25 protein-coding genes, 1 tRNA gene and 1 pseudogene are annotated in these 24,799 nt (G+C 55.4%); 14 read left to right on the forward strand and 13 right to left on the reverse strand.

All coding sequences use genetic code 11. The features are described 5' to 3' along the window. The first annotated feature begins 290 nt into the window (after positions 1-290). On the forward strand, positions 291-716 hold the full coding sequence (locus tag ACR809_RS18900; RefSeq protein ID WP_122051498.1) for a hypothetical protein: 426 nt from the start codon (positions 291-293) through the stop codon (positions 714-716). A gap of 76 nt (positions 717-792) precedes the next feature. On the opposite strand, the gene lysS is transcribed toward ACR809_RS18900, so the two are convergent. From lysS to ACR809_RS18935, 7 genes are all read right to left on the reverse strand, one after another. Next, a complete protein-coding gene (gene lysS / locus ACR809_RS18905) occupies positions 793-2,310 on the reverse strand; it encodes a lysine--tRNA ligase (protein ID WP_002892491.1) in 1,518 nt (505 codons plus the stop codon). 331 nt (positions 2,311-2,641) lie between these two features. Continuing rightward, a complete protein-coding gene (dtpD, locus tag ACR809_RS18910) occupies positions 2,642-4,117 on the reverse strand; it encodes a dipeptide permease DtpD (RefSeq protein WP_004151795.1) in 1,476 nt (491 codons plus the stop codon). A 59-nt stretch (positions 4,118-4,176) separates the two neighbouring features. Continuing rightward, positions 4,177-6,324, reverse strand: coding sequence for a lysine decarboxylase CadA (gene cadA / locus ACR809_RS18915; protein WP_002892486.1), 2,148 nt, complete (start codon positions 6,322-6,324; stop codon positions 4,177-4,179). Positions 6,325-6,406: 82 nt separating this feature from the next. Continuing rightward, on the reverse strand, positions 6,407-7,741 hold the full coding sequence (gene cadB, locus ACR809_RS18920; RefSeq protein ID WP_002892484.1) for a cadaverine/lysine antiporter: 1,335 nt from the start codon (positions 7,739-7,741) through the stop codon (positions 6,407-6,409). A 365-nt stretch (positions 7,742-8,106) separates the two neighbouring features. Next, the gene (gene cadC, locus ACR809_RS18925) at positions 8,107-9,675 is read right to left on the reverse strand and encodes a lysine decarboxylation/transport transcriptional activator CadC (protein ID WP_004147422.1); all 1,569 of its coding nucleotides are present in this window, start codon (positions 9,673-9,675) and stop codon (positions 8,107-8,109) included. Positions 9,676-9,968: 293 nt separating this feature from the next. Beyond that, complete coding sequence (locus tag ACR809_RS18930) at positions 9,969-10,241, reverse strand: DUF1471 domain-containing protein (RefSeq protein ID WP_002892402.1); 273 nt, start codon at positions 10,239-10,241, stop codon at positions 9,969-9,971. A 100-nt stretch (positions 10,242-10,341) separates the two neighbouring features. Next, complete coding sequence (locus tag ACR809_RS18935; protein ID WP_002892400.1) at positions 10,342-11,262, reverse strand: Kdo(2)-lipid IV(A) acyltransferase; 921 nt, start codon at positions 11,260-11,262, stop codon at positions 10,342-10,344. A 510-nt stretch (positions 11,263-11,772) separates the two neighbouring features. On the opposite strand from ACR809_RS18935, the gene ACR809_RS18940 reads away from it, so the two are divergent. After that, the gene (locus tag ACR809_RS18940; protein WP_002892397.1) at positions 11,773-12,639 is read left to right on the forward strand and encodes a GNAT family N-acetyltransferase; all 867 of its coding nucleotides are present in this window, start codon (positions 11,773-11,775) and stop codon (positions 12,637-12,639) included. Positions 12,640-12,711: 72 nt separating this feature from the next. Here ACR809_RS18940 and ACR809_RS18945 read toward each other — a convergent pair whose 3' ends face one another. Both ACR809_RS18945 and ACR809_RS18950 read right to left on the reverse strand, forming a co-directional pair. Continuing rightward, entirely contained in the window at positions 12,712-14,016 is a 1,305-nt protein-coding gene (locus ACR809_RS18945) for a citrate synthase (RefSeq protein ID WP_004178865.1), read from the reverse strand. A gap of 45 nt (positions 14,017-14,061) precedes the next feature. Further along, positions 14,062-14,202, reverse strand: a complete 141-nt coding sequence (locus tag ACR809_RS18950) for a hypothetical protein (RefSeq protein ID WP_004142684.1) — start codon at positions 14,200-14,202, stop codon at positions 14,062-14,064. Between the two features lie 324 nt (positions 14,203-14,526). Here ACR809_RS18950 and ACR809_RS18955 point away from each other — a divergent pair, with 324 nt between their 5' ends. Beyond that, entirely contained in the window at positions 14,527-14,697 is a 171-nt protein-coding gene (locus tag ACR809_RS18955; protein WP_002892370.1) for a hypothetical protein, read from the forward strand. A 78-nt stretch (positions 14,698-14,775) separates the two neighbouring features. Here ACR809_RS18955 and uraH read toward each other — a convergent pair whose 3' ends face one another. Then, positions 14,776-15,177 carry a hydroxyisourate hydrolase gene (gene uraH / locus ACR809_RS18960; RefSeq protein ID WP_032445656.1) on the reverse strand — a complete coding sequence of 134 codons (402 nt, stop codon included), beginning with the start codon at positions 15,175-15,177 and terminating at the stop codon, positions 14,776-14,778. Positions 15,178-15,572: 395 nt separating this feature from the next. Next, on the reverse strand, positions 15,573-15,866 hold the full coding sequence (locus ACR809_RS18965) for a hypothetical protein (protein ID WP_002892360.1): 294 nt from the start codon (positions 15,864-15,866) through the stop codon (positions 15,573-15,575). A 298-nt stretch (positions 15,867-16,164) separates the two neighbouring features. Between ACR809_RS18965 and ACR809_RS18970 the strand changes: the two are divergent. After that, positions 16,165-16,309 (forward strand): annotated as a pseudogene (locus ACR809_RS18970) (integrase); the annotation flags it as partial. Positions 16,310-16,328: 19 nt separating this feature from the next. Here ACR809_RS18970 and ACR809_RS18975 read toward each other — a convergent pair. Next, a tRNA-Arg gene (locus ACR809_RS18975) sits at positions 16,329-16,405 on the reverse strand. Positions 16,406-16,744: 339 nt separating this feature from the next. On the opposite strand from ACR809_RS18975, the gene folD reads away from it, so the two are divergent. The 5 genes from folD (at position 16,745) to ACR809_RS19000 (ending at position 19,739) form a co-directional block, all read left to right on the forward strand. After that, complete coding sequence (gene folD, locus ACR809_RS18980; RefSeq protein WP_004143017.1) at positions 16,745-17,611, forward strand: bifunctional methylenetetrahydrofolate dehydrogenase/methenyltetrahydrofolate cyclohydrolase FolD; 867 nt, start codon at positions 16,745-16,747, stop codon at positions 17,609-17,611. A 1-nt stretch (position 17,612) separates the two neighbouring features. Further along, complete coding sequence (gene ybcJ / locus ACR809_RS18985) at positions 17,613-17,825, forward strand: ribosome-associated protein YbcJ (protein ID WP_012737550.1); 213 nt, start codon at positions 17,613-17,615, stop codon at positions 17,823-17,825. A gap of 118 nt (positions 17,826-17,943) precedes the next feature. Further along, positions 17,944-18,477 (forward strand): metal-dependent hydrolase, encoded by a 534-nt coding sequence (locus ACR809_RS18990; RefSeq protein WP_122051500.1) that lies wholly within the window; start codon positions 17,944-17,946, stop codon positions 18,475-18,477. Between the two features lie 9 nt (positions 18,478-18,486). Then, entirely contained in the window at positions 18,487-18,918 is a 432-nt protein-coding gene (locus ACR809_RS18995; RefSeq protein ID WP_122051501.1) for an STM0539 family protein, read from the forward strand. Next, complete coding sequence (locus ACR809_RS19000) at positions 18,915-19,739, forward strand: DUF2145 domain-containing protein (RefSeq protein WP_122051502.1); 825 nt, start codon at positions 18,915-18,917, stop codon at positions 19,737-19,739. The genes ACR809_RS18995 and ACR809_RS19000 overlap by 4 nt, the downstream gene beginning before the upstream one ends. Before the next feature lie 53 nt (positions 19,740-19,792). On the opposite strand, the gene cysS is transcribed toward ACR809_RS19000, so the two are convergent. After that, the gene (cysS, locus tag ACR809_RS19005; protein ID WP_004143010.1) at positions 19,793-21,178 is read right to left on the reverse strand and encodes a cysteine--tRNA ligase; all 1,386 of its coding nucleotides are present in this window, start codon (positions 21,176-21,178) and stop codon (positions 19,793-19,795) included. A 175-nt stretch (positions 21,179-21,353) separates the two neighbouring features. On the opposite strand from cysS, the gene ppiB reads away from it, so the two are divergent. The 5 genes from ppiB (at position 21,354) to purK (ending at position 24,690) form a co-directional block, all read left to right on the forward strand. Then, the gene (ppiB, locus tag ACR809_RS19010) at positions 21,354-21,848 is read left to right on the forward strand and encodes a peptidylprolyl isomerase B (protein ID WP_004151319.1); all 495 of its coding nucleotides are present in this window, start codon (positions 21,354-21,356) and stop codon (positions 21,846-21,848) included. Between the two features lie 3 nt (positions 21,849-21,851). After that, positions 21,852-22,574, forward strand: coding sequence for a UDP-2,3-diacylglucosamine diphosphatase (lpxH, locus tag ACR809_RS19015; protein WP_025368382.1), 723 nt, complete (start codon positions 21,852-21,854; stop codon positions 22,572-22,574). Positions 22,575-22,681: 107 nt separating this feature from the next. Continuing rightward, positions 22,682-23,020, forward strand: a complete 339-nt coding sequence (locus ACR809_RS19020) for a hypothetical protein (RefSeq protein WP_004191612.1) — start codon at positions 22,682-22,684, stop codon at positions 23,018-23,020. Positions 23,021-23,116: 96 nt separating this feature from the next. Continuing rightward, complete coding sequence (gene purE / locus ACR809_RS19025; protein ID WP_004151322.1) at positions 23,117-23,626, forward strand: 5-(carboxyamino)imidazole ribonucleotide mutase; 510 nt, start codon at positions 23,117-23,119, stop codon at positions 23,624-23,626. Beyond that, a complete protein-coding gene (purK, locus tag ACR809_RS19030) occupies positions 23,623-24,690 on the forward strand; it encodes a 5-(carboxyamino)imidazole ribonucleotide synthase (protein WP_012737545.1) in 1,068 nt (355 codons plus the stop codon). Before purE ends, purK begins: the two co-directional genes overlap by 4 nt. Positions 24,691-24,799 lie beyond the last annotated feature (109 nt).

A 24,799-nucleotide genomic window follows, 5' to 3' on the forward strand; every position in this document is an offset into this window, starting at 1 on the left:
CCGTGCGCCAAGGACAGGCCTGCTGTTATTTGCCTGAATGACACATAGCCGCTTTTAAAACATCAAATAATTAACATTCTCTCTGCAATAATATGACAAGCAGTGGGAAGGTTGGCTTGCGAAATAAGCATGAAAATTTGATGTTTTACTAATAAATAACCCCAGAGCCTCTTGCTAATTACTTATCAGGACTGGTTGGGTTATTTTATTCTGACGCCAACGGGAGAATACACCAACGTGTATCCCTCTCTCTGGCCCGGCACGCCGCTATCGCGATGAGAAACAATAAGATGAATAAGACCTGGCTTTTCACCACCCTCCCCCTGGCGCTGGTCGCCGCCGCGCCGGCCCACGCCATTAGCGCGAAATACCGGGAACAGCTTGAACGTTCCGGCTGCACGCAGATGACCGACGGGATCACCTGCGATATTCATAAAACCAAAGCCGAGAATGCCGCCGCCGCACAGCACGCCGATAGCGGCTTCGGCCCCTGGGTGGGCACCTGGTATGTTTATACGGAGTATGGCGATAAAATTGATGAGATTACCGTCACCGCTAAAACGGTGAAAACCCGCGGCCATCTGGTTGAGGCGGCGAAAGCCAGCCAGGGTAAACTGACCTTCCGGGTGAAAAGCTCAGCCTTTACGCTGAACGACGCCTTTAACGGCGTATGGGCAAACGGCAGCCAGCGCGGCACGTTGCAAAAAGTCCTGTAATAACATCGCTCTGCCGACAGGCCGGGGATAATACAGGGAGAACCTCCCGGCGCAGGCCGGGAGGGAGTGCAACGGATTACTTCTGCGGACGCATGGCCGGGAAGAGGATCACGTCGCGGATGGTATGGCTGTTGGTAAACAGCATCACCATGCGGTCGATACCGATACCCAGACCGGCGGTCGGCGGCAGGCCGTACTCGAGGGCGGTCACGTAGTCTTCGTCGTAGAACATCGCTTCGTCATCGCCCGCCGCTTTGGCGTTCACCTGATCCTGGAAGCGCTGCGCCTGGTCTTCGGCATCGTTCAGCTCGCTGAAACCGTTACCGATTTCGCGGCCGCCGATGAAGAATTCAAAGCGGTCAGTGATTTCCGGGTTGACGTCGTTACGGCGCGCCAGCGGAGAAACTTCCGCCGGGTATTCGGTGATGAAGGTCGGCTGAATCAGATGCGCTTCCGCCACTTCGTCAAAGATTTCGGTAACTATGCGTCCCAGCCCCCAGCTTTTCTCTACCTGAATACCGATAGATTCCGCCAGCGCTTTCGCCGCGTCGAAGTTATCCAGATCCGCCATGTTGGTTTCCGGACGGTGTTTCTTGATCGCTTCCCGCATGGTCAGTTTTTCAAACGGCTTGCCGAAATCAAACACCTGGTCGCCATACGGCACTTCGGTTTTGCCCAGCACCGTCTGCGCCAGGGTGCGGAACAGCGACTCGGTCAGTTCGATCAGGTCTTTGTAGTCCGCATACGCCATATACAGTTCCATCATGGTGAACTCTGGGTTATGGCGTACCGAGATCCCTTCGTTGCGGAAGTTACGGTTGATTTCAAACACGCGTTCAAAACCGCCAACCACCAGACGTTTCAGATACAGTTCCGGCGCGATGCGCAGGTACATATCGAGATCCAGGGCGTTGTGATGGGTGATGAACGGACGGGCTGACGCCCCGCCAGGGATCACCTGCATCATCGGCGTTTCGACTTCCATAAAGCCGCGGGCCACCATGAACTGGCGCATGGTGGCGAGGATCTGCGAACGGATACGGAACGTATGACGCGACTCTTCGTTGGCGATCAGATCCAGATAGCGCTGGCGATAGCGAACTTCCTGATCCTGCAGGCCGTGAAATTTATCCGGCAGCGGGCGCAGGGCTTTGGTCAGCAGGCGCAGCTCGGTGCAGTGGATCGAGAGTTCGCCGGTTTGCGTTTTGAACAGCTTGCCGCGGGCGGCGATGATATCGCCGAGGTCCCATTTCTTAAACTGTTCGTTGTAGACGCCTTCCGGCAGGTCATCGCGCGCCACGTACAGCTGAATGCGGCCGCCGACGTCCTGGAGGGTGACGAAGGAGGCTTTGCCCATCACGCGACGGGTCATCATCCGACCAGCCACCGCAACTTCAACGTTCAGGGAAGCGAGTTCATCGTTGTCCTTCGCATCGAATTCAGCATGCAATTGGTCAGAGGTATGATCGCGACGGAAATCGTTGGGGAAAGCTACGCCCTGCTCACGCAGCGCAGCCAGTTTTTCGCGACGAGCTTTCAGTTCATTATTAAGGTCAATGGCCTCATCGGCACCTTGTGCTTGTTGTTCAGACATATGGATTCCTCATAACCTTGCTTTCAAACTAGCTTCGATAAATTGAACCAGGTCACCCTTCCGCGCGGCCTGTCTCTGGGAAGACACCAGAGCACAATCTTAACGATCCTGGATTCACTCCAAGCTGATCTCACTCAGCTATGGCTTCAGTAACGGTATTTTTTATCGTTGGCCTCCGCGCATGCCAGAATATCCTCCTCCTGTTCACTAAGCTGTGCAAGGAGCGACTTCGCGCTCCGCTGTTGAGGTAATGCCCCCGGTCGCGCTGCGCTTACCGGGGCTACGAATCGCAGCCCGGACAAGGTGTTTACGCCACGAGCCGGGACGAGCGTCAGGCGCCGCCGCCGGTAATTTCACCGGCAGCCGCACGACGTTTGCCAACGCTACAGGCCGCGGCAAAGGCGATAATGACCATCACCGCCACGCAGCCGAGGGTCCATTCGCCCATCTGCGCGAAGAAATGCTGATAGGCGGCAATCGCTGTATCGCTGATTTGCGATTCGGTGGTTTGCTGGGCGACCACGCCCGCCAGCCAGTTGGCCACCGCGCCGGTGGCCAGCATATAAATGCCGGTCAATACGCCGGTGACGCCGGGCATGTTCAGACGGGTTATCTGCGCCATCGCCACCGGGTCGATAAACAGTTCGGCAAAGCCCATCATCGCCAGCCCGGCGACCATCATGCCCATTGAGGCCTGACCGTCAGCCGCGCCATGGCGGGCATTGAGCGCCAGCAGCATAAAGCCGCCGCCCATCAGCAGCAGGCCGAAAGAAAATTTCAGCCAGACGCGCAGCACAGAACGCACGCTGCCTTCCGGGCGCATCAGCCACGCCAGCACCACGCCGGCCGCCATCACCGCTATCGCGTTAACTGACTGGAACAGCGCGGTCGGCACGTCCCAGTTCAGCAGACGACGATTGACGAAGTGGTCGATAAACAGGCTAATCGAGCTCCCGCCCTGCTGCGCCAGCACCCAGAACAGCGTTCCGGCGAGCATCAGCAGGACGATCTGCCACAGCGCGCGACGATGCTCCGGGGCTTTGATCATGATCCGCGCCACCATCTGGGCGGCGAACAGGCAGACGATCGCCAGCAGATAGCCGGACCAGTTGTTTTGCAGCAGCAGCGTGAAAAATACCGGCGCCAGGCAGAGCATCACCAGCAGCCAGCCCCAGGTCGGCAGCACGAACTTCACCGCCCGCAGCGCCGGTTTATCGACGCCGCGGGTATGCCGGAAGTGGCGGCTGCCGCTTAAGAAAATCATCAGGCCGATAAACATACCGATCCCCGCAAGGGCGAAGCCGATATGCCAGCCGTACCACTGCGCCGCCAGTCCGCAGGCGATGGGCGCGGCAATCGAGCCGACGTTGCCGGCGGCGTACAGCAGCGAGAAACCGCCGTCGCGACGCGGGTCGTCGTGAGCGTACAGTTCGCCGAGCAGGCAGCTGATATTGGATTTAAACAGGCCGTAGCCGCAGATGATGATCGCCAGCGCGACGTACAAACTCCATGCGGAGGTCGACTCAACGCCCAGCACCACATGGCCGAGGGTCATCAACAGCGCCCCGGCAATTACCGCCGTGCGGTTGCCGAGCAGGCGGTCGGCAAGCCAGCCGCCGAGAATAGGGGTAACGTAAACCAGAGATGCGTAAGCGCTGAACAGGCTGATGGCGTGGCTGTCGTCGAAGCCAAGCTGGTGGGTAAGGTAAAGGATGAGTAAGGCGCGCATGCCGTAAAAGCTGAAGTACTCCCAGATCTGGATCGCAACGATGTAGTAAATCGCGCGCGGCTGTGAGGGTGTTTTCATGTGTTCTCCTTGCAGCGTGAAAAAGGGAAGTGGCAAGCCACTTCCCTGGTGTGCGTCTATTACTTGTTATTCTCTTCTTTCAGCACTTTAACGGTGTAACGACCATCCGCCTGACGATAGGCGCCGTGGATATCGGTTTCGAAGCCTGGATAGTGGGCGCCGATTTCGCACAGCATCTGCAGGAACTCCAGCACCGGACGGCTCTCTTCGGTGATCATCTCACCCGGCATCACCAGCGGCACTCCCGGAGGATACGGCAGGATCATATTGGCGTTGACGCGGCCGACCATCTCTTCGAGATACACTTCTTCCGTCTGACCGTGCAGCTCTTTCTGGAACGCGGCATACGGGGTCATCACCATCGATGGCAGCACTTCAAACGCGCGGAACATCAGATCCGGCAGGTTGTGATGCTCAATCAGTTTGTGAATGTTCTGCGCGAGGTCCTGAATACGCATGTTTTCATAGAATTCAGGATCTTCACGGTACAGCGACGGCAGCATGTTTTTCACCCGCAGGTTCAGGTCGAACGCGCGTTTGAAGTCGGTCAGCGCACGCAGCAGGCTCAGCGCTTTAGTCTTATCGATACCGATACTGAACAGGAACAGCAGGTTGTACGGACCGGTTTTCTCTACCACGATGCCGTGTTCGTCGAGGTATTTCGCCACGATGCTTGCCGGAATACCGAAGTCATCCATGGTGCCGTCTTTCTTCATCCCCGGAGTCAGCAGCGTGACTTTGATCGGGTCGAGGTACATGTGTTCGTTATCGATGTTTTTGAAACCGTGCCATGCGCTGTCGGAACGCAGCGGCCAGCATTCAGGACCATCGATATGCTCCGGCTGCCAGACGTCGAAGAACCAGCCGTCAGACTCGCCTTTCAGACGTTTGATCTCTTTACGGAACTTAATGGAACGTTCAATAGAGCCGTCGATCAGACGCTTACCAGCGTTCCCCTTCATCATCGCCGCCGCGGTTTCGGTGGAGGCCACGATCCCGTAGTGTGGAGAGGTGGTGGTGTGCATCATGTAGGCTTCGTTGAAGGTCTCTTCGTTAACGTCGCCTTTCACGTGGATCATCGACGCCTGGGAGAACGCCGCCAGCAGTTTGTGCGTGGACTGGGTTTCGTAAATCACTTTCCCTTCGACGCGGCCGCCGCTCATCCCGCATTTGCCTTCATAGATCGGCGAGAAGTTGGTGTAAGGCACCCACGCGGAGTCAAAGTGGATGGATTTCACATCCAGGGTTTTCTTGATGAAGTCGGTGTTGTACAGCAGACCATCATAGGTTGAGTTGGTGATAACCGCGTGTACCGGCCAGGTCGCATTCGGCGTCTCTTTCACACGCTTGGCGATAGTCGCGTGCTGGAATTCGCTCTGCGGAATACCGCCGAGGATACCGTAGGCGTTACGGGTCGGACGGAAGTAGATCGGCGTAATGTCGCTCATCATCATCAGGTGAGTCAGCGATTTGTGGCAGTTACGGTCAATCAGCACGGTGCTGCCGGCCGGCGCGGAGTACATGCCGACGATTTTGTTAGCGGTAGAAGTACCGTTGGTCACCATGTAGCTGCGTTCTGCGTTAAACACGCGAGCGATATACTCTTCCGCTTCTTTGTGCGGGCCGCTGTGGTCCAGCAGGGAACCCAGTTCAGAAACCGAAATGGAGATATCGGATTTCATGGTGTTGGAGCCAAAGAAATCGTAGAAGATGCTGCCTACCGGGCTTTTCTGGAACGCGGTACCGCCCATGTGGCCTGGGGTACAGAAGGTATATTTACCTTCACGGACATATTTGAACAGCGCTTTGGTCAGCGGCGGCAGAATGGTGTCGATGTATTCGTCAGTGTTCTGTTTGATTTTGTTCGCGATATCTTCCGCAGCGCCCAGCGCATATTCGAAGAAGCGAACCTGCATGCGCAGATCGTTCAGGCTAACGTCCAGAGTGGAGTAGGTGTTAGCGAACGCATACAGCGGCATGTACTCGTTCATTTTGCTGATTTCTTCGCACAGTTCGAGATTGTATTTATCCCAGTCGAAGATCACGCCGCACAGACGAGAGTTGTTTTCAATAAGTTTTAATAAGTCGTCACGGTCGTTCGGGTAGACAATACGGAAGTCCAGGCGTTCGAGAGCACGATGCAGTTCACGGATGGGTTCTTCTTTGAAGTAAACCCCCATGTGATTCATGATTGCAATAACGTTCATAGTCAAATCTCCAGATGTAGAAAGCCCCTCCCGTCGCGTGATGACAGGTGATGGAAGGAGCCTCAGGAAAACGGGTTACTGATTAGTGCGCGTTAGCGGTGGTGTTGTTATCCGATGCGTTGTTCTGGCGCTGGTGCATTTTGCGACCGTAGAACATCAGGATAATCAGGCTAACGATGAAGGTGCCGGCCAGTTCGAAGGAGCTTGCGCCCATCAGCGCGATGAAGCAGAACACGCAACCCAGTACCGAACAAATCAGGCTAACGAAGTTACGGATGTTGATGCCTTCGAAACGAATCAGGTCAACACAGGAGTAGAAGTAAGGCAGCATGGTCAGCAGTACCGCGATACCGGTCAGTTCGCCGAACAGGTCAGAGGCTTTACCACCGGCGGAGTTCATCAGGGTAATCAGCACCATCAGCGCGGTCATTTTCACTGCGGCCAGCAGCAGGCCTTTTTTCGGAATACCGTTGTTATCAACTTCGCCATACACTTTCGGGAAGTTACCGTCGTTGGCGGCACGCACACCGGCCTGGCCAACCAGCATCATCCACGAGCCCAGAGAAGTCAGGCAGGCAAAGGCGGTGAAAGCGGATACCATCGGTGCAGCCCAGCCGCCGAGGATGGTAGAGGCGCTAATTGCGAACGGCGCACCGGACGCGGCCATCTGAGAAGCAGGATACATACCGGCGATAACCTGAGTCGCGGCAATGTAGACGATACCGGCCATCGCGGTGCCCAGCATGGTTGCCAGCGGCACGGTACGTTTCGGGTTTTTCACCATCCCGGTACTCACGGCGGCGGATTCTACGCCAACGAAGGCCCACAAGCAGAGCAGGATACTTTTAATAACCGCGTGGCTATCAGTGGTGCTGGAGGTGTTCCAGTTTGCCTGATAGGTGGCGACATCAAACCAGTGCCAGCCCACGACCGCGGTCATGACCACCGGAATAAGCACCAGTACCAGACCAATGGTGGTCAGACGGCTGACCCAGGTCCCGCCGAGCATATTAACGAAAGTAAAGATCCACACGATGGCAATACAGGCAATACCTGCTGGCACCGGGTTATTTAAAATTGGGAAGAACGTAGAGAGATAAGAAACTGCGGTAATCCCGATGGCCAGGTTACCAATCCAGTTTGCATGATAATAAAGGACACCGGTCTGGAAACCGAACGCCGGAGATATTTCGCCAGCGTAGGCAATAGGACCGCCCTGCTGCGGGTTTTTAGTGGCCAGTCGGGCATAAACATAAGCCAGAGACATCGCACCAATAATTGAAATTACCCAGCCCCAAATGGCAATACCACCGATGCTGGCCAGGTTCGCAGGTAATAATGCAATCCCGCTCCCCATCATATTACCGGCGACGACACCGGTACAGGCAAATAGCCCGATCTTCTTGGCAGAACTCATGGTTGTTTTTCTCCTAAGTTTATTTGGGAGGTACAGATCATGATACAGAACCATTAATTGACCCGACCAACTGCCAACAAGATTACTGATTTGTACGAGATAAGTCCTAAAGATAAAGTGATATAAAAACAAACATCAGACAAATGATATTTTGACCTTTTTCGCTTAACATATAAACATGACAACAGGGTGTCAGAAAAAGATAAACATCGTTGAATTACAGTGAGTTAGAAGAAGGAGAGCGTGTTATCTGACTGTTATTTAAAGCCTCCTGAATGCTAAATAAAAATAACAACAAGAGGCTTCATGAGAAACATAAATTTAACCTCACCATGCCCAAAACCTTGCGCATGATGAGGGTTTACTTATTCTGAAGAGAGAAAGTTGTCGAGATATGGAACTACTCGGTTAACCGATGTCTGGAAAACCCCATTTTCAATCCAGTACAGGGTATCTTCGCCAGGACGTAAATTAAACGCCGTGATGTAAGAATCGGCAGCCAGACGGTTCTCACCTTTCATCTCATAGACTTTGCCTAACAGCACATAATTTAGCCATGACATCTCTAAATCAATCGCACTATTAATTGCGGTATTTGCTTCGTCGACTTTGCCCTTCCCCAATGAATCCACCGCTTTTATTTGATAATAAATCGCCATGTCTTTTATACCCGGCATCGCCCCTACCCGCTCAACTTCACTGTAGAGGGCGGCCAGCTGTTTATCGTCCAGAGGCTGTTGCGAATGGCGCAATACATCCACCAGCGTTTTTTCGGCATAGGCGTAAATAAAATCCGGCGCCCGCTTAATCACATCATCCAGCAGGCTACTAGCCTTACTTAATGAATCGACGTCGCCCTTCATTAACAGCTGATGCGACTGGTAGAAATAGGTTAACGCCACGCTTTGCGAGGGCTGATATTGCCTGAGCATCGCCTGCATTCGCGCCGGCCACGGCTGCGCCAGGGCATCCGACAGGCTGTTCATCAGATCGTTCTGGATGGTCAGCTGGTTATCGTTGGTCACAAAGTAGCGCTTATCCAGCATCGTCGAGCTGTCGGCGTTGTCCACCAGCTGGACCGACATAAAGCACTGCTGCGCCCGATAGTGGCGCTGATTGACGAACTCGATGGTCAGCGTTTTCCCGGAGCTGCTCGGCTCATTGATGTTGTAGTCCGTTTTGTCATGCACCATAAAGGTCGAGAAGGTGTTCAGCGAGGTGGTGATCAGGCTGGCCAGTCCTACGGCGTAGGAGTGCTGCGACGACCAGTTAGCGCAGGAGTTGCCATTCACCAGGTGGATATCGATATCGCGCGGATTGAGCAGCAGACGCGCCTTGTTGACCGGCGGCCGCGATTCCATGCTCGACAGCGCCACCAGCGCCACGCAGGTGCCCAGCGCCAACAGGAACAGCCCCCACACCAGGGCGGTAGTGAGGCGCTTGCGGCCTGACGGCGCGCTGGCCACGGTAGGAGCCGGTGGCGGCGCGGCGGCATCAGGGAGAGGGACAGAGACGTCGGATGGCGCACCGGCGGCCGGCGGCGCAGGAACGGCGGTCGACGGCGAAGGCGTCAGCGCCTCCATCGACGGGGCTAGCTCCTCCCCCTCTTCGGTGCACCAGATCACCGGCACCGTGAGCTTATACCCCCGTTTGGGTACCGTCGCGATGTACTCAAGGCTAACGTCGTCGCCGTCTTTGAGCGACTTGCGCAGTTCAGAAATACTCTGCGTGACGACGTGGCTGGTCACAACGTTCCGGGTCCAGACGTTTTCGATAAGCTCGTCCCGGCTAAGCACTTCCCCCGGATGGCGGGCAAAAAAGACCAGAAGATCGATTAAACGCGGTTCAAGGGTAAGCTGGCGCCCCTTCCTGCTGATTTGGTTTACAGAGGGGGTTACCAGCCATTCACCGACGCGAACAACAGGTTGTAGCATACAAGAAAGCCCCAGACAAAAAGGGAAAGGCGCGATGATAACACATTTGTCCTACCTATTTTTGCCAGGGGTCACTCCCTCAGGCATTAGGCCGGAATTGGCTCTTTATTAACAATAAAAAGCAATAATTCATTAACATCGTGATCATGAAATCTATATATAGCGATAAAAACGCATTTCCGCTGCCGCTATTGCCTAAGGCAATTCCGATAGCAGAAAAAAATAAGCCCGGAGGCTTAACGCGCTCCAGGCTCAATGCGTTGCGCGCCGATACGGCACGCTTTAAAAAAAGGTTATTTATACACTTCCGCTGTGGCTTCAAAGTTAGGGCCATGCTCACGCGCAGCGGTGATCACGTAGTACTTTCCGCCTTTCTCATCGGCCAGCTTGGAGAGCTGATCGTGCAGATCGGAAGGCGAAGAGAATTCGCCACCGGACGGCCCCACCGAGATCGGCCCGACTTTGGTCAGTTTGAAGTGTTTCACTTCTTCTTTGGTAATCAACTGCGCGGCGGAGGCGCCAAATGCAACGGCGGAAAGGGCTAACGCGACTATCACTTTTTTCATCCTGCAATCTCCTTGGAATTAGCCTTCAGTCAGGCCCTTTCAGTATAGACGGCGATTTACTAAGCGTGCTACCGATGCGCTTATTTTTTGGCCGAGGCGTTCAGTAACGCGGCGGTACCCCTTCCGGGCGGGTCTTAAAGCGCCGGTGCAGCCACATGTATTGCTCGGGCGCCATCAGGATGCACTGTTCGATAATCTGATTCATCCAGGCCGCCGTAACCTCGGCGCTCGCCAGCGGCGGCGTGCGCTCCGGCGTCAGGGAGATCAATTCATACCCCATGCCGTTGGGCTTGCGCCGCGGAACAAACGGCACAATCGTCGCCCCGGACATTTTCGCCAGCATCCAGGTACCGGTGGTGGTCGCTGCCTGTTCGACGGCAAACAGCGGGGCGAAGACGCTGCTGGCCGGACCGTAGTCATGATCCGGCGCGTACCAGAGAATTTCCCCCTCTTTTAGCGCCCTGACCATCCCTTTCAGATTTTTTCGATCCAGCATGGTCTTGTTAGAGCGCAAGCGTCCCCAGGTTTGCAGCCAGTCAATCAGCGGGTTATCGTTAGGACGGTAGACGCCAATGCCTGGGGTAAACATGCCGTACATTCGCGCACCCATTTCGAGGGTCAGAAAATGGATACCGATCAGTAAAATGCCCTGCTTTTCTTCCAGAAGCTCCACCACCTCGTTAACGCCGCTGGTCTCGGTCCAGCGCGCTACCCGGTGCGTCGGCCAGAACCAGGCCATGCCGGTCTCCATCAGCCCCATGCCCAGCGATTCAAAGTTTTTCACCAGCAGCGCCTCGCGGTCGGCGGCGCTCATCTCGGGAAAGCAGAGTTCGAGATTACGTCTGGCAATCCGCGCGCGGCTTTTCATCACCCGCATTGCCAGCCGCCCAAGCGCCGTTCCCAGACGGTAGATCACCGGATACGGTAATTGCACCAGCAGCCACAAAAAGCCAATTCCCAGCCACAACAGCCAGTAACGCGGGTGCAACAGCGCGCGGGAAAATTTGGGTAAATTTGACATAGTAATCCTGTTAATTCACTCAATAATAGCTGAGCAAAAACCGCGAAATAAAGTAGCGGATCCTGCACGTAGTATTTTTCCAATTCGTGCGGTAATACTCAATCACAAAGCGCGTTATTATAAGCCGATTCCAGGATAAATTCAGCCCTTACGCTGGGGACTACTCTATTATTAGACGCAACGCGTAAAATTTCCTGTTTAATGCATAAATAAATAAACCTAACCTCTACGGCCCGGCCGATTGTCGATAAAATAGCCAGTACATTTGCCTCAGCCTCGCGACCAATACCTCTTTTACTCACGCTTTATTATGGCGGTAGTGAATGCAAACAGGCCGTTCAGACCGGTCTGACACGGTCAGCATGCGGTTATTTGTGACTGGGGCAAAGGTTAAGCATCGACATTGCTGATCCTTTTCCCAGATATGCTACGTTTACAGCGCTCATTCGACGCAAGTGCCTTTGCCGACGTCGCCGCTTTCAGAAGCCATAGTGAGAAGGAACTATGACAATGAATTATCAATTAGTGAAGCAAGTCAGAGAAAATAACCCATTAAGAAAAAGCTTCATTGACCTTGCCGTTAAGACTTTTGACCTGTCTTTTGAAGAGTGGTATCAGCAAGGTTACTGGACCGACGCCTATATCCCCTATGCTTTTGTCGAACGCAATAAAGTTATCGCTAACGCTTCGGCCAACATCATCGACCTGCGCTGGCAGGGCGAGCCCCGGCGTTATATTCAGATTGGCACCGTGATGACCGAACCGGACCACCGTAATAAGGGATTAGCCGGCCAGCTTATCCATCACATCCTGCAGGACTGGCAGCAGGAGGCGGACGCCTTCTTTTTATTCGCCAATCCCACCACGGTGGATTTTTACCCCAAATTTGGCTTCACCCGCAGCGAAGAGTATCAATATATTATGCCAGTCTCCCCGCGAGCCGGTGATTTTCGTAAACTGGATATGGACAGCCCTGACGATGTCGCCCTGCTCCGCCATTACTATGAAAAATCCAACCCGTTCTCACCGCTGCGGGTGGAGCATAACTTTGGCCTGCTGATGTTTTACTGCTCAGCCTTTATGAAGCATTTTGTCTATTACTCGGCAAAAAATGAGGCGGTGGTCATCGCCATGCAAAACGGTCCGGTGCTGATCTGCTTTGATCTATTCTGCGACGTGGGCAAGAGCCTGTCGACGCTGGTCAACGAACTGGCCGATGACCACGTTTACCAGGCCATCCTCGGTTTTACCCCCAGTGAAGACCGGCTCGGCGAGTATGAGAAGATAGAGGGAGAAGATATCCTCTTCGTCTATGACCAGAAGGAAAACCTGTTTAAAGACAGGAAGTTGATGTTTCCTTTACTGGCGCATGCCTGACGGCGCCGCGCCGCCAGGCAGATCAGTTATAAGTCACCACGAAGGTCGCGCTGGCGTTCGCTTCGCCCGCAGTCACTGCGGGCCCGTTGACCGCTCGCCGCGTCGGGAGACGTAATCCCGATAGCCCTCGCCAACGTAAATCTGCCGTGGCCGGTAGATGGTCAGCGGCGCCTGGTGCATCTCGTTCCAGTGCGCCACCCAACCGACCGTCCGACCGACCGCGGTGACCACCGCAAACATCGACGAAGGCAGATTCATCGCTTTAAGGATCACCGCGGTATAGAAATCCACGCTTGGCGACAGGCCATTGTCCACAAAATAGGGGTCGGTCAGCGCCACGTCCTCAAGGGCCATCGCCACCTGCAGCAGGCGGTCGGACATGCCTACCTCCGCCAGCACCCGATGGCTGGTTTCACGCAGGATATCGGCGCGCGGGTCACGGTGACGGTAGCGCGAGTTGCCAAAACCCAGCCGGCGAAATGCCTGCGGATCGCGCTTCGCCTGGCGAAGAAACGCCGGAACCTGATCGACGCTTTCAATCTCCTCCAGCATTCGCATGCTCGATTCATTTGCTCCTCCATGCATCGGCCCCCACAGCGACGCCAGCCCGGCGGCGACGCAGGCGAATAAGTTCGCCCCGGAGGAACCCGCCGCGCGCACCGTAGTGGTCGAGGCGCACTGCCCGTGATCGGCATGCAGCACCAGGATCTGGTTCATCGCCTGCTCGATAACCGGATTGAGAACGTATTTTTCCGCCGGGATAGCAAACAGCATCTGCAGGAAATTACCGGCATAGGAGAGATCGTTGCGCGGATATGCTGCGGGTTGCTCAATGGTGTACTTGTAGCTCATGGCGGCGATAGTGGGCATTTTCGACAGCAGCCGGGTGGCGGCCAGCGCCCGGTGCTGCGGATTTTCCACGTCCAGGACGTCATGATAAAACGCCGCCAGCGCCCCCACCAGGGCGCACATCAGCGCCATCGGGTGCGAGTCGCGACGAAAGCCGCTGCACATGCGGGCTATCTGCTCGTGGACCAGAGTATGGCGGGTGATGGTCTCGCGAAAGGTTTGATAGCTGGCCTCATCCGGCGCGTCACCGTTCAGCATGATGTAGGCCACTTCGAGAAAATCGCACTGGCGAGCCAGCTGATCCACCGGATAGCCGCGGTGCAATAGCACGCTGTTTTCCGTATCGATCCACGAGATCGCCGACTGGCATCCGGCGGTATTGGCGAAGCCGGGGTCATAGCTGCAGAATCCGGACTGATTTAGCCCGCGCATATCGACTCCCACCGGCCCCCGCGTTCCCGGCACCTGCGGCAGGGCGATGGGCGGTTGTTGTCCGGCAAAAGAAAGCGTTAACGGTGTAGTGCTCATCCTGTTAGTCCCCCAGCAAGCTTATCAGCGACCCGAAGTCATTCTTCAGGCGGAAAGACCAACATAACCAATGTGATGCAGCTTATTCATTGATGTCATCACTATAACCCTGACAAAGAGGATATTTTGCTGGCCTTCACGGGGAAACAGGCCGTCTTTCCCCAGCCCACCGCCGGATAGCGGCACAAATCGCCAAGGATAAAGGCGATCATCGCTGTCAAAATTTACGTTGAGTAAAGAAAGGATGAAGAGGAGCTACCATGAATTTTGTGCTGTCGATGACCCTTATCTGCATCGCCATCGCCTGGCTGATGATGAGCCTCCTGCCGGTGTAGATGCACCGCTAACCGCCACGCCAGTGGTCTGGATAACCCCTCCTTCAATTGATTTCCGCCGTGGTCTTCGCCTCTGAGGTTTCACAAGAGCCATATAAGAAGTACTGGTTGCATATCAGGCTGTTGCGTTTCCCCGCCGAGGGGTAGGCTAAAGGCCCACTGTTAAGGAGGTGATATGTCTGGACTGATCAATCCACATGCGGCCCCGGAAGAAGCAGCCTATGCGCTGCTGATTGAGCTCGTTCGCGCCCAGCGCGTGCCGCAATATGAAGGCGAAATTTCCGGCCTGCTGGCGATGTACGACGAAGCCGTTAAACACTTTAAAGAGAAAGAGACCGAGCGTTAGGCGTGGACATCGTGGTGCGAGGAAAGCGTGACGCCTGCGGAAGCCGCGCAGGCGTTGGCTGGATAGCGGCTTGGGTCATCAGCTGCCGCGGTAGGTAGAGTATCCGTACTGACTGAGCAGCAGCGGGATATGCAGTTTTTGATTTTGCTTTGTGACATTGAAAATAACCGGAATCACCGGGAAGAACGTATTCATATTTTGGCTTTTAAAATAGTCACCGGTTTTAAACGTCACTTTATACACCCCCGGCTCCATATTCTCCTCCTGCGGATAGAGCGATTTAATCCGCCCATCGGCATCCGTTTTACCGGTGGCGATATGCTGCCAGCTCTCCCCCTGCTGTTTATCCAGCTCAATCTGCACCCCCGGTGAAGGGAGCCCGGTTTGCTGATTAAGAATGTGTACGCTGAGCGTCCCCTCTGGCGCCGCCAGCGCGCTGAAGCTGAGCAGAGAAATTACGGAGGCGATAACTAATTTCATAATCGTGACCTTATTGGGCAAGTGAAAGTGCCCTAACTATAGTCAGCACGGCGGGGAAAAAAATTAAACTTTTTGTTATCAGTTTGAGTTGATGGGTACTGTCTCCACACACAACACGCTGAACCGGTTTCCTCGTAAGAAGAGGAAGTATCTTATGAGTAGGTAGCCCCGTGCTCTTAGTAACAGGATACGGTGACACTAAGTCTATCAGGCAGGGGAAATAGATTTGCTGGGTTCAAATATCACAAGGTAAAAAGACAAACGCCGTGGCCTCTGCCGCCTCTACCAGAACAGTGCTTACTGCAAATGGGCTGCAGTATTCGAAATAATCATTTAATATTATTTAAACTACTATTCCAGTGTAAGTAATCACCTGGTTCAGATATTGATCGTTATCATTGATTCTCTTGTCGCCACGCCTTAACCATCTCCTTTGTTACCTCTTTCTTGTAGCAAATAGGTGAGTACCCACCAGCTTTGCTCCAGGCACTGCGGCCACCGCACGAGCTGCCGTTCCGGGCGGTATTGAAGGGACAGGCACAAGTACCGGGGTAGGATGCGACAGAGTCATCAATAATCCTTTGACTGACCTGATCATCGCTTAAGGAATTCGATTTGGCGATGGAAATATCTGATGCAAAGACGCACACAACAGCGAATACGGAGATGGCGACGAATTTGATGTTCATTCGGATCTTTCCAGGCAGTGGATGAACATCGAGGGTATGCTTTCAAATAGTGTTCAATATTGATCTATAACAACTGTACTTCACGCCAGCTTAAAATGCGATAGTTAACCCAGTCAGACAGAACCTAAAGCTATAATGACTATTAGCCTGTTACCGGCAACATATTTTCACATTCCTGCAGAGCGCTTATTCTGCACTCAGCTATAACCAGCATTAACCATTCTGTTCGATATTACAGAGCAGTAATGCTGTACTCTGACTGGCCATCGTCCGACAGATACTACAAGACATTAGAATCATCGAAATGGTCCGTCGATATGCTCACCTGGCACCTAACCATTTAACTGAGCACGCACGTCAAATTGACTCAATTTTTGCAAATTTTTGCAGAAGATGTCCCAAATATGTCCCACAAGGAAAAATCAGCGACTGGAGGAAGTTGATAAGTGATTGATTATTAAATGGCACGCCCTACAGGATTCGAACCTGTGACCTACGGCTTAGAAGGCCGTTGCTCTATCCAGCTGAGCTAAGGGCGCCCTGAGAAGCGAGTGCTTCGCGGAGTGAAACGCGTGGAATTATACGGTCCACGTCGGTCGAGTCAATCCATTTTACCAGGAAACTGCGGGGCTTATACGACGCTGGCGAAATATCCTCCACCAACTGTACAAGAAGCATACCGCCGGGCCTAATGCGCGCGTAAATCGACTCAGTGGCCTGGCGCAACGCACCTATAACCATGTAATAACCATGGTCATAACAGGCTAAATTAGCCTCAGACAGGATAAAACAGCAAACGAGGACTGACAGCGAGGCCCGCTTCTGACAAAATATCCTCATCCCCCTTTCGTAAAGATACAGATGGAATCCTCTCTCTGATGGCAGCAAAAATTATTGACGGTAAAACGATTGCGCAGCAGGTACGCTCTGAGGTTGCGGAAAAAGTGAAGGCTCGCGTTGCGGCCGGAAAACGCGCCCCTGGGCTGGCCGTCGTGCTGGTCGGCAGCAACCCTGCCTCGCAGATTTATGTCGGCAGCAAGCGCAAAGCATGTGAAGAAGTGGGCTTCGTCTCCCGCTCTTACGATCTCCCGGAAACCACCAGCGAAGCCGAGCTGCTGGAGCTTATCGACACTCTGAATGCCGATAAGACCATCGACGGTATTCTGGTTCAGCTGCCCCTGCCGGCAGGGATCGATAACGTCAAAGTTCTCGAGCGCATCGCGCCGGATAAAGACGTCGACGGCTTCCATCCTTACAACGTTGGCCGCCTGTGCCAGCGCGCGCCGCGCCTGCGTCCGTGCACTCCGCGCGGTATCGTGACCTTGCTGGAACGCTACAATATCGACACCTACGGCCTCAATGCGGTGGTCATTGGCGCCTCCAATATCGTCGGTCGCCCGATGAGCATGGAGCTGCTGCTGGCCGGCTGCACCACCACCGTCACCCACCGCTTTACAAAAAACCTGCGCCATCATGTCGAAAACGCCGACCTGCTGATCGTCGCGGTGGGCAAACCGGGCTTTATTCCTGGCGAGTGGATTAAAGAAGGGGCGATTGTGGTCGATGTCGGCATCAACCGTCTGGAAAGCGGCAAAGTGGTCGGCGACGTGGTGTATGAAGATGCCGCCGAACGCGCGTCCTACATCACCCCGGTTCCCGGCGGCGTTGGCCCGATGACCGTCGCCACCCTGATCCAGAACACGCTGCAGGCGTGCGAAGAGTATCACGACGTTGAGGAGGCCTGAGATGGCGACATTTTCCTTAGGTAAACACCCGCACGTTGAGCTGTGCGATCTGCTGAAGCTGGAAGGCTGGAGCGAAAGCGGCGCCCAGGCGAAGATCGCCATCGCCGACGGGCTGGTAAAAGTCGACGGCGCGGTGGAAACCCGCAAACGCTGTAAAATCGTTGCCGGGCAAACGGTGACCTTTGACGGTCAAAGCATTACCGTGATTGCCTAATCCTCTCTGGCGCCGGATCCGGCGCCAACTCTCTCCCGCTGGAAAATCAGAATAATGCGGGGATGTAATCCTCAAATACCCTACTGATAATAGGCTTTTATTTGCAGAATATAAGCCAATGCCAACTATCATCACTCATGCCGCTGTTCCACTGTGTCTGGGGTTAGGGCTGGGACGCAAAATTATTCCCCCGCACCTGCTGCTGGCCGGCGTAGCGCTGGCGATGTTGCCGGATGCCGACGTGCTGGCGTTTAAGTTCGGCGTCGCCTACGGCAACGTTTTCGGCCACCGCGGATTTACCCACTCGTTACTGTTCGCGCTGGTGGTTCCTTTGCTGTGTCTGGCGATAGCTGGCAGGAAATTTCGCTGCGGGCTGGTGCGCAGTTGGGCGTTTCTTAGCGTCTGCCTGTTATCACATAGCCTGCTCGATGCCATCACCGACGGCGGTAAAGGCGTCGGCTGGCTGTGGCCCTGGTCCGATGAGCGCTTCTTCCTGCCCTGGCAGGTGATTAAAGTGGCGCCATTCGCGCTATCGCGTTATGCCACGCCTTATGGCCATCAGGTGATCCTCTCTGAGCTGCAGTGGGTCTGGCTGCCGGCAAGCGTACTGGCGTTACTCCTCTGGCTATATCGTCAATCTATTCAACGTTAAGGGACTACTATGCGTAAAACGTCCATCTTCGCCGCAGCATTGCTGGTAATTTCGTCCATCGCTCATGCCGATGAGCGTACCACCGCCGTCTATGCTCTCTCTTCGGGAATTGCCAGCATCGGCAGTTCGGCATTAGTGAGCGGTATTATTCTCTCGCCGGTCCTGGTTCCCGTCGCACTGATCACCGCTTCTGTCGACAAAAACAAAAAGCAAAAAACCGCGCTGCTGACCACCAAAGACCCTAAGCAGAACACCGTCAAAATGGTGCTGCCGCTGCAGGTTGTCGAAAAGGCCGATCTCAAAACCGGGGATAAGCTGACGCTGGAGAAAGCCCCGGAAGGCACCGGCGCATTGCTGAAAAAAGAGGATAAGGTTCTGGCCCACATGGTAAATCAAGAGGACGCGTCGCTCTCCGCTAACCAACCGCTGTCGGCGAAATGAAGCGCCTGGCGGTCGCCCTATGCCTGGGCGCGGCATCGTTAAGCGCGACGGCTGCCAGCACCGATTGCGGCGCGGGGTCGCCATCGGCAGAAACTATCGCCGCCACCATGCATCAGGCGCAACGGCTCAAACAGCAATTGAACAGCGAGCCGGAACCGGTGGTTATTTTAGTGCGCCAGGGTCAGGATATGTCCAGCCGCGGGCTGACCTGGTCTCACGCAGGTTACGCCCTCCGACAGGCCGATAATAGCTGGCGGGTGTACCATAACCTGAATACCTGCGGTACGGCGCGGTCAGCGCTGTACGTGCAGGGGCTCTATGAGTTTCTCGCCGATGAACTGGTTAACCAGCAGATAGCGGTTTTACGCCCGCGCGGCGAACTTAACGCCGCCTTACAAGAGCTTTTACACAGTCCTGTCAAACTGAACCTGTTCCACAGCCCGCGCTATAACCTGATCGCCTGGCCCTTCTCCGGGCCGTATCAAAACTCTAACGGCTGGCTGCTGGAACTCTTCGCCCGCGCCAACGACGGCCATATCTGGTCACGTCAGCAGGCCAGAGACTGGCTGGCGCAGGAGTCGTACCAACCCTCGCTGGTCAACGTCACGCTTTTTGAGCGCCTGGGCGCAAAGGTGGTGGCCAGCAATGTTTTTACCGACGATCAGCCGGATGAGCTATTGGCGCAAGGTAAAGTGGGTTTAAATAGCGGCGATAGCGTGATTCGGTTTATCGCGCGTTACAGCCGGGCGATACCCGGCTGTCAGCATCTGAATCTACCCGACTCTGTTTGCGTTTTTATACCTGAACACCAGGTTCAATAAACCCTGAACGCAAAAAGGCCACGCAAGCGTGGCCTTTATATTAGATATGGCGTTTACTTACGGCGCCAGGTAGTGCCCTGCGGGCCGTCTTCTAACACAATCCCCATCTCGTTGAGACGGTCGCGCGCCGCATCCGCCGCCGCCCAGTCTTTCGCTTTGCGCGCGTCCAGACGCTGCTGGATGAGCGATTCGATCTCCGCCACTTCCGCGTCGTCAACCTGCGCGCCGCTCTGCAGGAACGCCTCCGGCTCCTGCTCCAGCAGACCCAGCACCGCAGCAAGCTTACGCAGGTGGGCCGCCATGGCGTTCGCCGCGGCCGCGTCCTCGGTTTTCAGGCGGTTTACTTCACGCGCCATATCGAACAGCACCGAATAGGCTTCCGGGGTGTTGAAGTCGTCGTCCATCGCCTCGATAAAGCGTGCTTCGAAGGCTTCGCCCCCCGCCGCGTCGACGGATTTGTCCGTCCCGCGCAGCGCGGTGTACAGACGCTCCAGCGCCGAACGCGCCTGCTTGAGGTTCTCTTCGCTGTAGTTCAGCTGGCTGCGATAGTGGCCGGACATCAGGAAGTAGCGAATCGTCTCCGCATCGTAATACTTCAGCACGTCGCGGACGGTAAAGAAATTACCCAGCGATTTCGACATCTTCTCGCGGTCAACCATCACCATGCCGGAGTGCATCCAGTAGTTGACGTATTCGCCGTCGTGGGCGCAGGTGGACTGGGCGATTTCGTTTTCATGGTGCGGGAACATCAGATCCGAACCGCCGCCGTGAATATCGAAGTGGTTGCCAAGCTGCTTGCAGTTCATCGCCGAGCACTCGATATGCCAGCCCGGACGGCCCGCGCCCCACGGCGACGGCCAGCTTGGCTCGCCCTCTTTCGACATTTTCCACAGGACGAAGTCCATCGGGTTACGCTTGACGTCAACCACGTCGACGCGCGCCCCCGCCTGCAGTTGATCGAGATCCTGACGCGACAGCAGACCGTAGTTCGGGTCCGTCGGCACGTCGAACATCACGTCGCCGTTATCTGCCACGTAAGCATGGCCTTTGGCGATCAGCTGCTCGGTGATCTCAATGATCTCCGCAATATGGTGCGTTGCGCGCGGCTCGCTGTCGGGACGCAGAATATTCAGCGCGTCAAAATCTTTGTGCATTTCGGCAATCATGCGATCGACCAGCGCGACAAAGCTTTCGCCGTTTTCATTAGCGCGCTTAATGATTTTGTCGTCGATATCGGTGATATTGCGCACGTACTTCAGCTTATAGCCGAGAAAACGCAGATAGCGCGCCACGACGTCAAAGGAGACGAAGGTACGTCCATGGCCGATATGACAGAGATCGTAAACGGTAATACCACACACGTACATGCCGACTTCCCCGGCATGGATAGGTTTAAATTCCTCTTTCTGGCGCGTCAGTGTATTAAAAATTTTTAACATCGAAGATTCCGTGTAGACGTGTGTGGGTAATGAAGTCTCTATAATACCCATAATTCAGACCGGACGCAGCACACATTGCAAGGTGCATCGACCCCCGCGGTTATGCTATAACACCCCCCTATATCTCACCCGACACCGGGTGCTGGCACCACACTCATCGGAACAGGATGCAAAAATGGTTACTTTCCACACCAATCATGGCGATATCGTAATCAAAACGTTTGACGACAAAGCGCCGGAAACAGTTAAAAACTTCCTGGACTACTGCCGCGAAGGTTTCTACGACAACACCATTTTCCACCGTGTTATCAACGGCTTCATGATTCAGGGCGGCGGTTTTGAACCTGGCATGAAACAAAAAGCGACCAAATCTCCGATTCAGAACGAAGCGAACAACGGTCTGAAAAACACCCGCGGCACGCTGGCGATGGCCCGTACTCAGGCGCCGCACTCTGCCACCGCGCAGTTCTTCATCAACGTGGTTGACAACGACTTCCTGAACTTCTCCGGCGAAAGCCTGCAGGGTTGGGGCTACTGCGTCTTCGCGGAAGTGGTTGAAGGCATGGACGTGGTGGACAAAATCAAAGCGGTTGCCACCGGCCGCAGCGGCATGCACCAGGATGTGCCGAAAGATGATGTGATCATCAAAAGCGTCACCGTCAGCGAGTAATTCGTGGCGACACTTTTCATTGCAGATTTGCACCTGCAAACAGAAGAACCGGCGATCACCGCCGGTTTTCTGCGTTTTTTACAGGGCGAAGCCCGCCAGGCGGACGCTCTGTATATCCTTGGCGATCTGTTTGAGGCATGGATCGGCGATGACGATCCTAACCCGCTGCACCAACAAATTGCCTCGGCAATCAAAGCCGTCGTCGACGCCGGCGTGCCGTGCTACTTCATCCATGGCAACCGCGATTTTCTCGTCGGCGAGCGCTTTGCCCGCCAGAGCGGGATGATCCTGCTCGCCGAAGAAGAGCGACTGGACCTCTATGGCCGTGAAGTCTTGATCATGCATGGCGACACGCTGTGCACCGATGACCAAGGCTATCTGGCGTTTCGCGCCAAAGTCCACACCCCGTGGATCCAGCGTCTGTTCCTGGCCCTGCCGCTGTTTATCCGCCGTCGCATCGCCGCCCGCATGCGCGCCGACAGCAAAGCCGCCAACAGCAGTAAATCAATGGAAATTATGGATGTAAATCCACAGGCGGTAGTTGACGCGATGGAGCGGCATCACGTGCAGTGGCTGATCCACGGCCATACTCATCGCCCGGCGGTCCATGAACTGCAGGCCAACGGCCAACCCGCATGGCGCGTGGTACTTGGCGCCTGGCACAGCGAAGGTTCGATGGTCAAGGTGACGCCGGACGACGTCGAACTAATCCACTTTCCGTTCTAATTCCTGCGCGAGCACAATTCCGAAAGCGCCTTTTGCCCGGGCGAAGGTGCGCGCTTCCCCCCGTCCTGCATGCTAGTCTTCCACAACGTCACTCTCAAGGAACGAGCATGAGCAGGAAAAAGTGGAGTCAGCCGCTGATGTGGGGAATGATCATCGCGATCCTCAACCCGTTAGGGGTAAGTTATATCGCCTTAATCGGCGTCGTTATCGGCAACACGCTGACGTTTGTCTGGTGTGCGATGCTGGCGTGGGCTATCTATTTTTATGCCATTTATTTGCTCTGCACCCGCCCTCACGATAGCCGGCTGGTACAAATCTATTTACTGCTTATGGGCACCCTGATGCTCCCGTGGGGGGTAGTGCTGCTTATCACCTGTATCATGAGGGAGATAAAGGTCAATCAGGCACCCACGCCATCACCTCCAGGCGAGACAAAAGACGGCTAACCATGCGCACGCAACCGTTTTCCTTGCTGGCAGTTCATGCTATTCTCTGTGGCCTCTAAAGCAGTGTGAAACACACCCACAGGAGTTTTAAGACGCATGTCTTCCCGCAATAATTCGGCGCGTATCGCCATCGTGATGGGGTCCAAAAGCGACTGGGCTACCATGCAATTTACCGCAGAAATCCTTGATGCCCTGAACGTTCCGTACCATGTCGAAGTGGTCTCCGCCCACCGCACGCCCGATAAGCTGTTCAGCTTTGCTGAAAGCGCCGAAAGCCACGGTTATCAGGTGATTATTGCCGGAGCAGGCGGTGCGGCGCATCTGCCGGGCATGATTGCGGCGAAAACCCTGGTGCCGGTGCTCGGCGTACCGGTTCAGAGCGCAGCCTTAAGCGGTGTCGACAGCCTCTACTCCATTGTGCAGATGCCGCGCGGCATTCCGGTCGGTACCCTGGCCATCGGCAAAGCTGGCGCTGCGAACGCCGGCCTGCTCGCCGCGCAGATCCTTGCCCAGCACGATGCTGAACTGCACCAGCGCCTGAGCGCCTGGCGTCAGGCGCAAACCGATGAAGTGCTGGATAATCCGGATCCGCGGGGTGCGGCATGAAACAGGTATGCGTGCTCGGTAACGGCCAGTTAGGCCGTATGCTGCGCCAGGCCGGCGAGCCGCTGGGCATCGCCGTTTGGCCGGTCGGCCTGGAAGCCGACCCGGAAGCGGTGCCGTTCCAGCAGAGCGTCATCACGGCAGAAATTGAACGCTGGCCGGAAACCGCCCTCACCCGCGAGCTGGCCCGCCACCCGGCGTTCGTCAACCGCGATGTCTTCCCGATTATCGCCGACCGCCTGACGCAAAAGCAGCTGTTTGACAAGCTTGGCCTCGCCACCGCCCCGTGGCAGCTGCTGGCGGATAAAAGCGAGTGGCCGGCGGTGTTTGCCCGCCTTGGCGAACTGGCGATCGTTAAGCGTCGCGTTGGCGGTTACGACGGCCGCGGCCAGTGGCGTCTGCGGGAAAACGAGATCGATCAGCTACCGGCCGATAACTACGGCGAGTGCATCGTCGAGCAGGGGATTAACTTCTCCGGCGAGGTATCGCTGGTGGGCGCCCGCGCTCATGACGGTAGCACCGTCTTCTACCCGCTGACCCGTAACCTGCATCAGGACGGTATTCTGCGCGCCAGCGTCGCCTTCCCGCAGGCCAACGCTCGCCAGCAGGAACAGGCGGAAAGCATGCTGACGGCGATCATGAACGAGCTGAACTACGTCGGCGTGATGGCGATGGAGTGCTTCGTTACCGCCGAGGGGCTGCTGATTAACGAGCTGGCGCCGCGGGTGCACAACAGCGGCCACTGGACGCAGAACGGCGCGTCTATCAGCCAGTTCGAGCTGCATCTGCGGGCGATTACCGGCCTGCCGCTGCCGCCGCCGGTGGTCAACAGCCCGTCGGTGATGATCAACCTGATCGGCACCGATCTTAACTACGACTGGCTGAAGCTGCCGCTGGTGCACCTGCACTGGTATGACAAAGAGGTGCGCCCGGGTCGTAAAGTCGGCCACCTGAACCTCACCGACAGCGATACCGATCGCCTGAGCGCGACGCTGGAAGCGATCAAGCCGCTGCTGCCGCCGGAGTACACCAGCGGCCTGTTCTGGGCGCAATCGCAGCTGGCGTAACGCCTTACCTTTGTCTTGCCGGGCGGCGGCTGACGCTTGCCCGGCCGATAAAAACCCAGCTATTCAGAACTCGTCGCCCTGGCAACGCGCCTCCGTCGCCGTCCCGGGG

The organism is Klebsiella sp. CD33 (genome assembly GCF_051992865.1).
In the GTDB taxonomy this organism is placed as follows: Bacteria; Pseudomonadota; Gammaproteobacteria; order Enterobacterales; family Enterobacteriaceae; genus Klebsiella; species Klebsiella pneumoniae.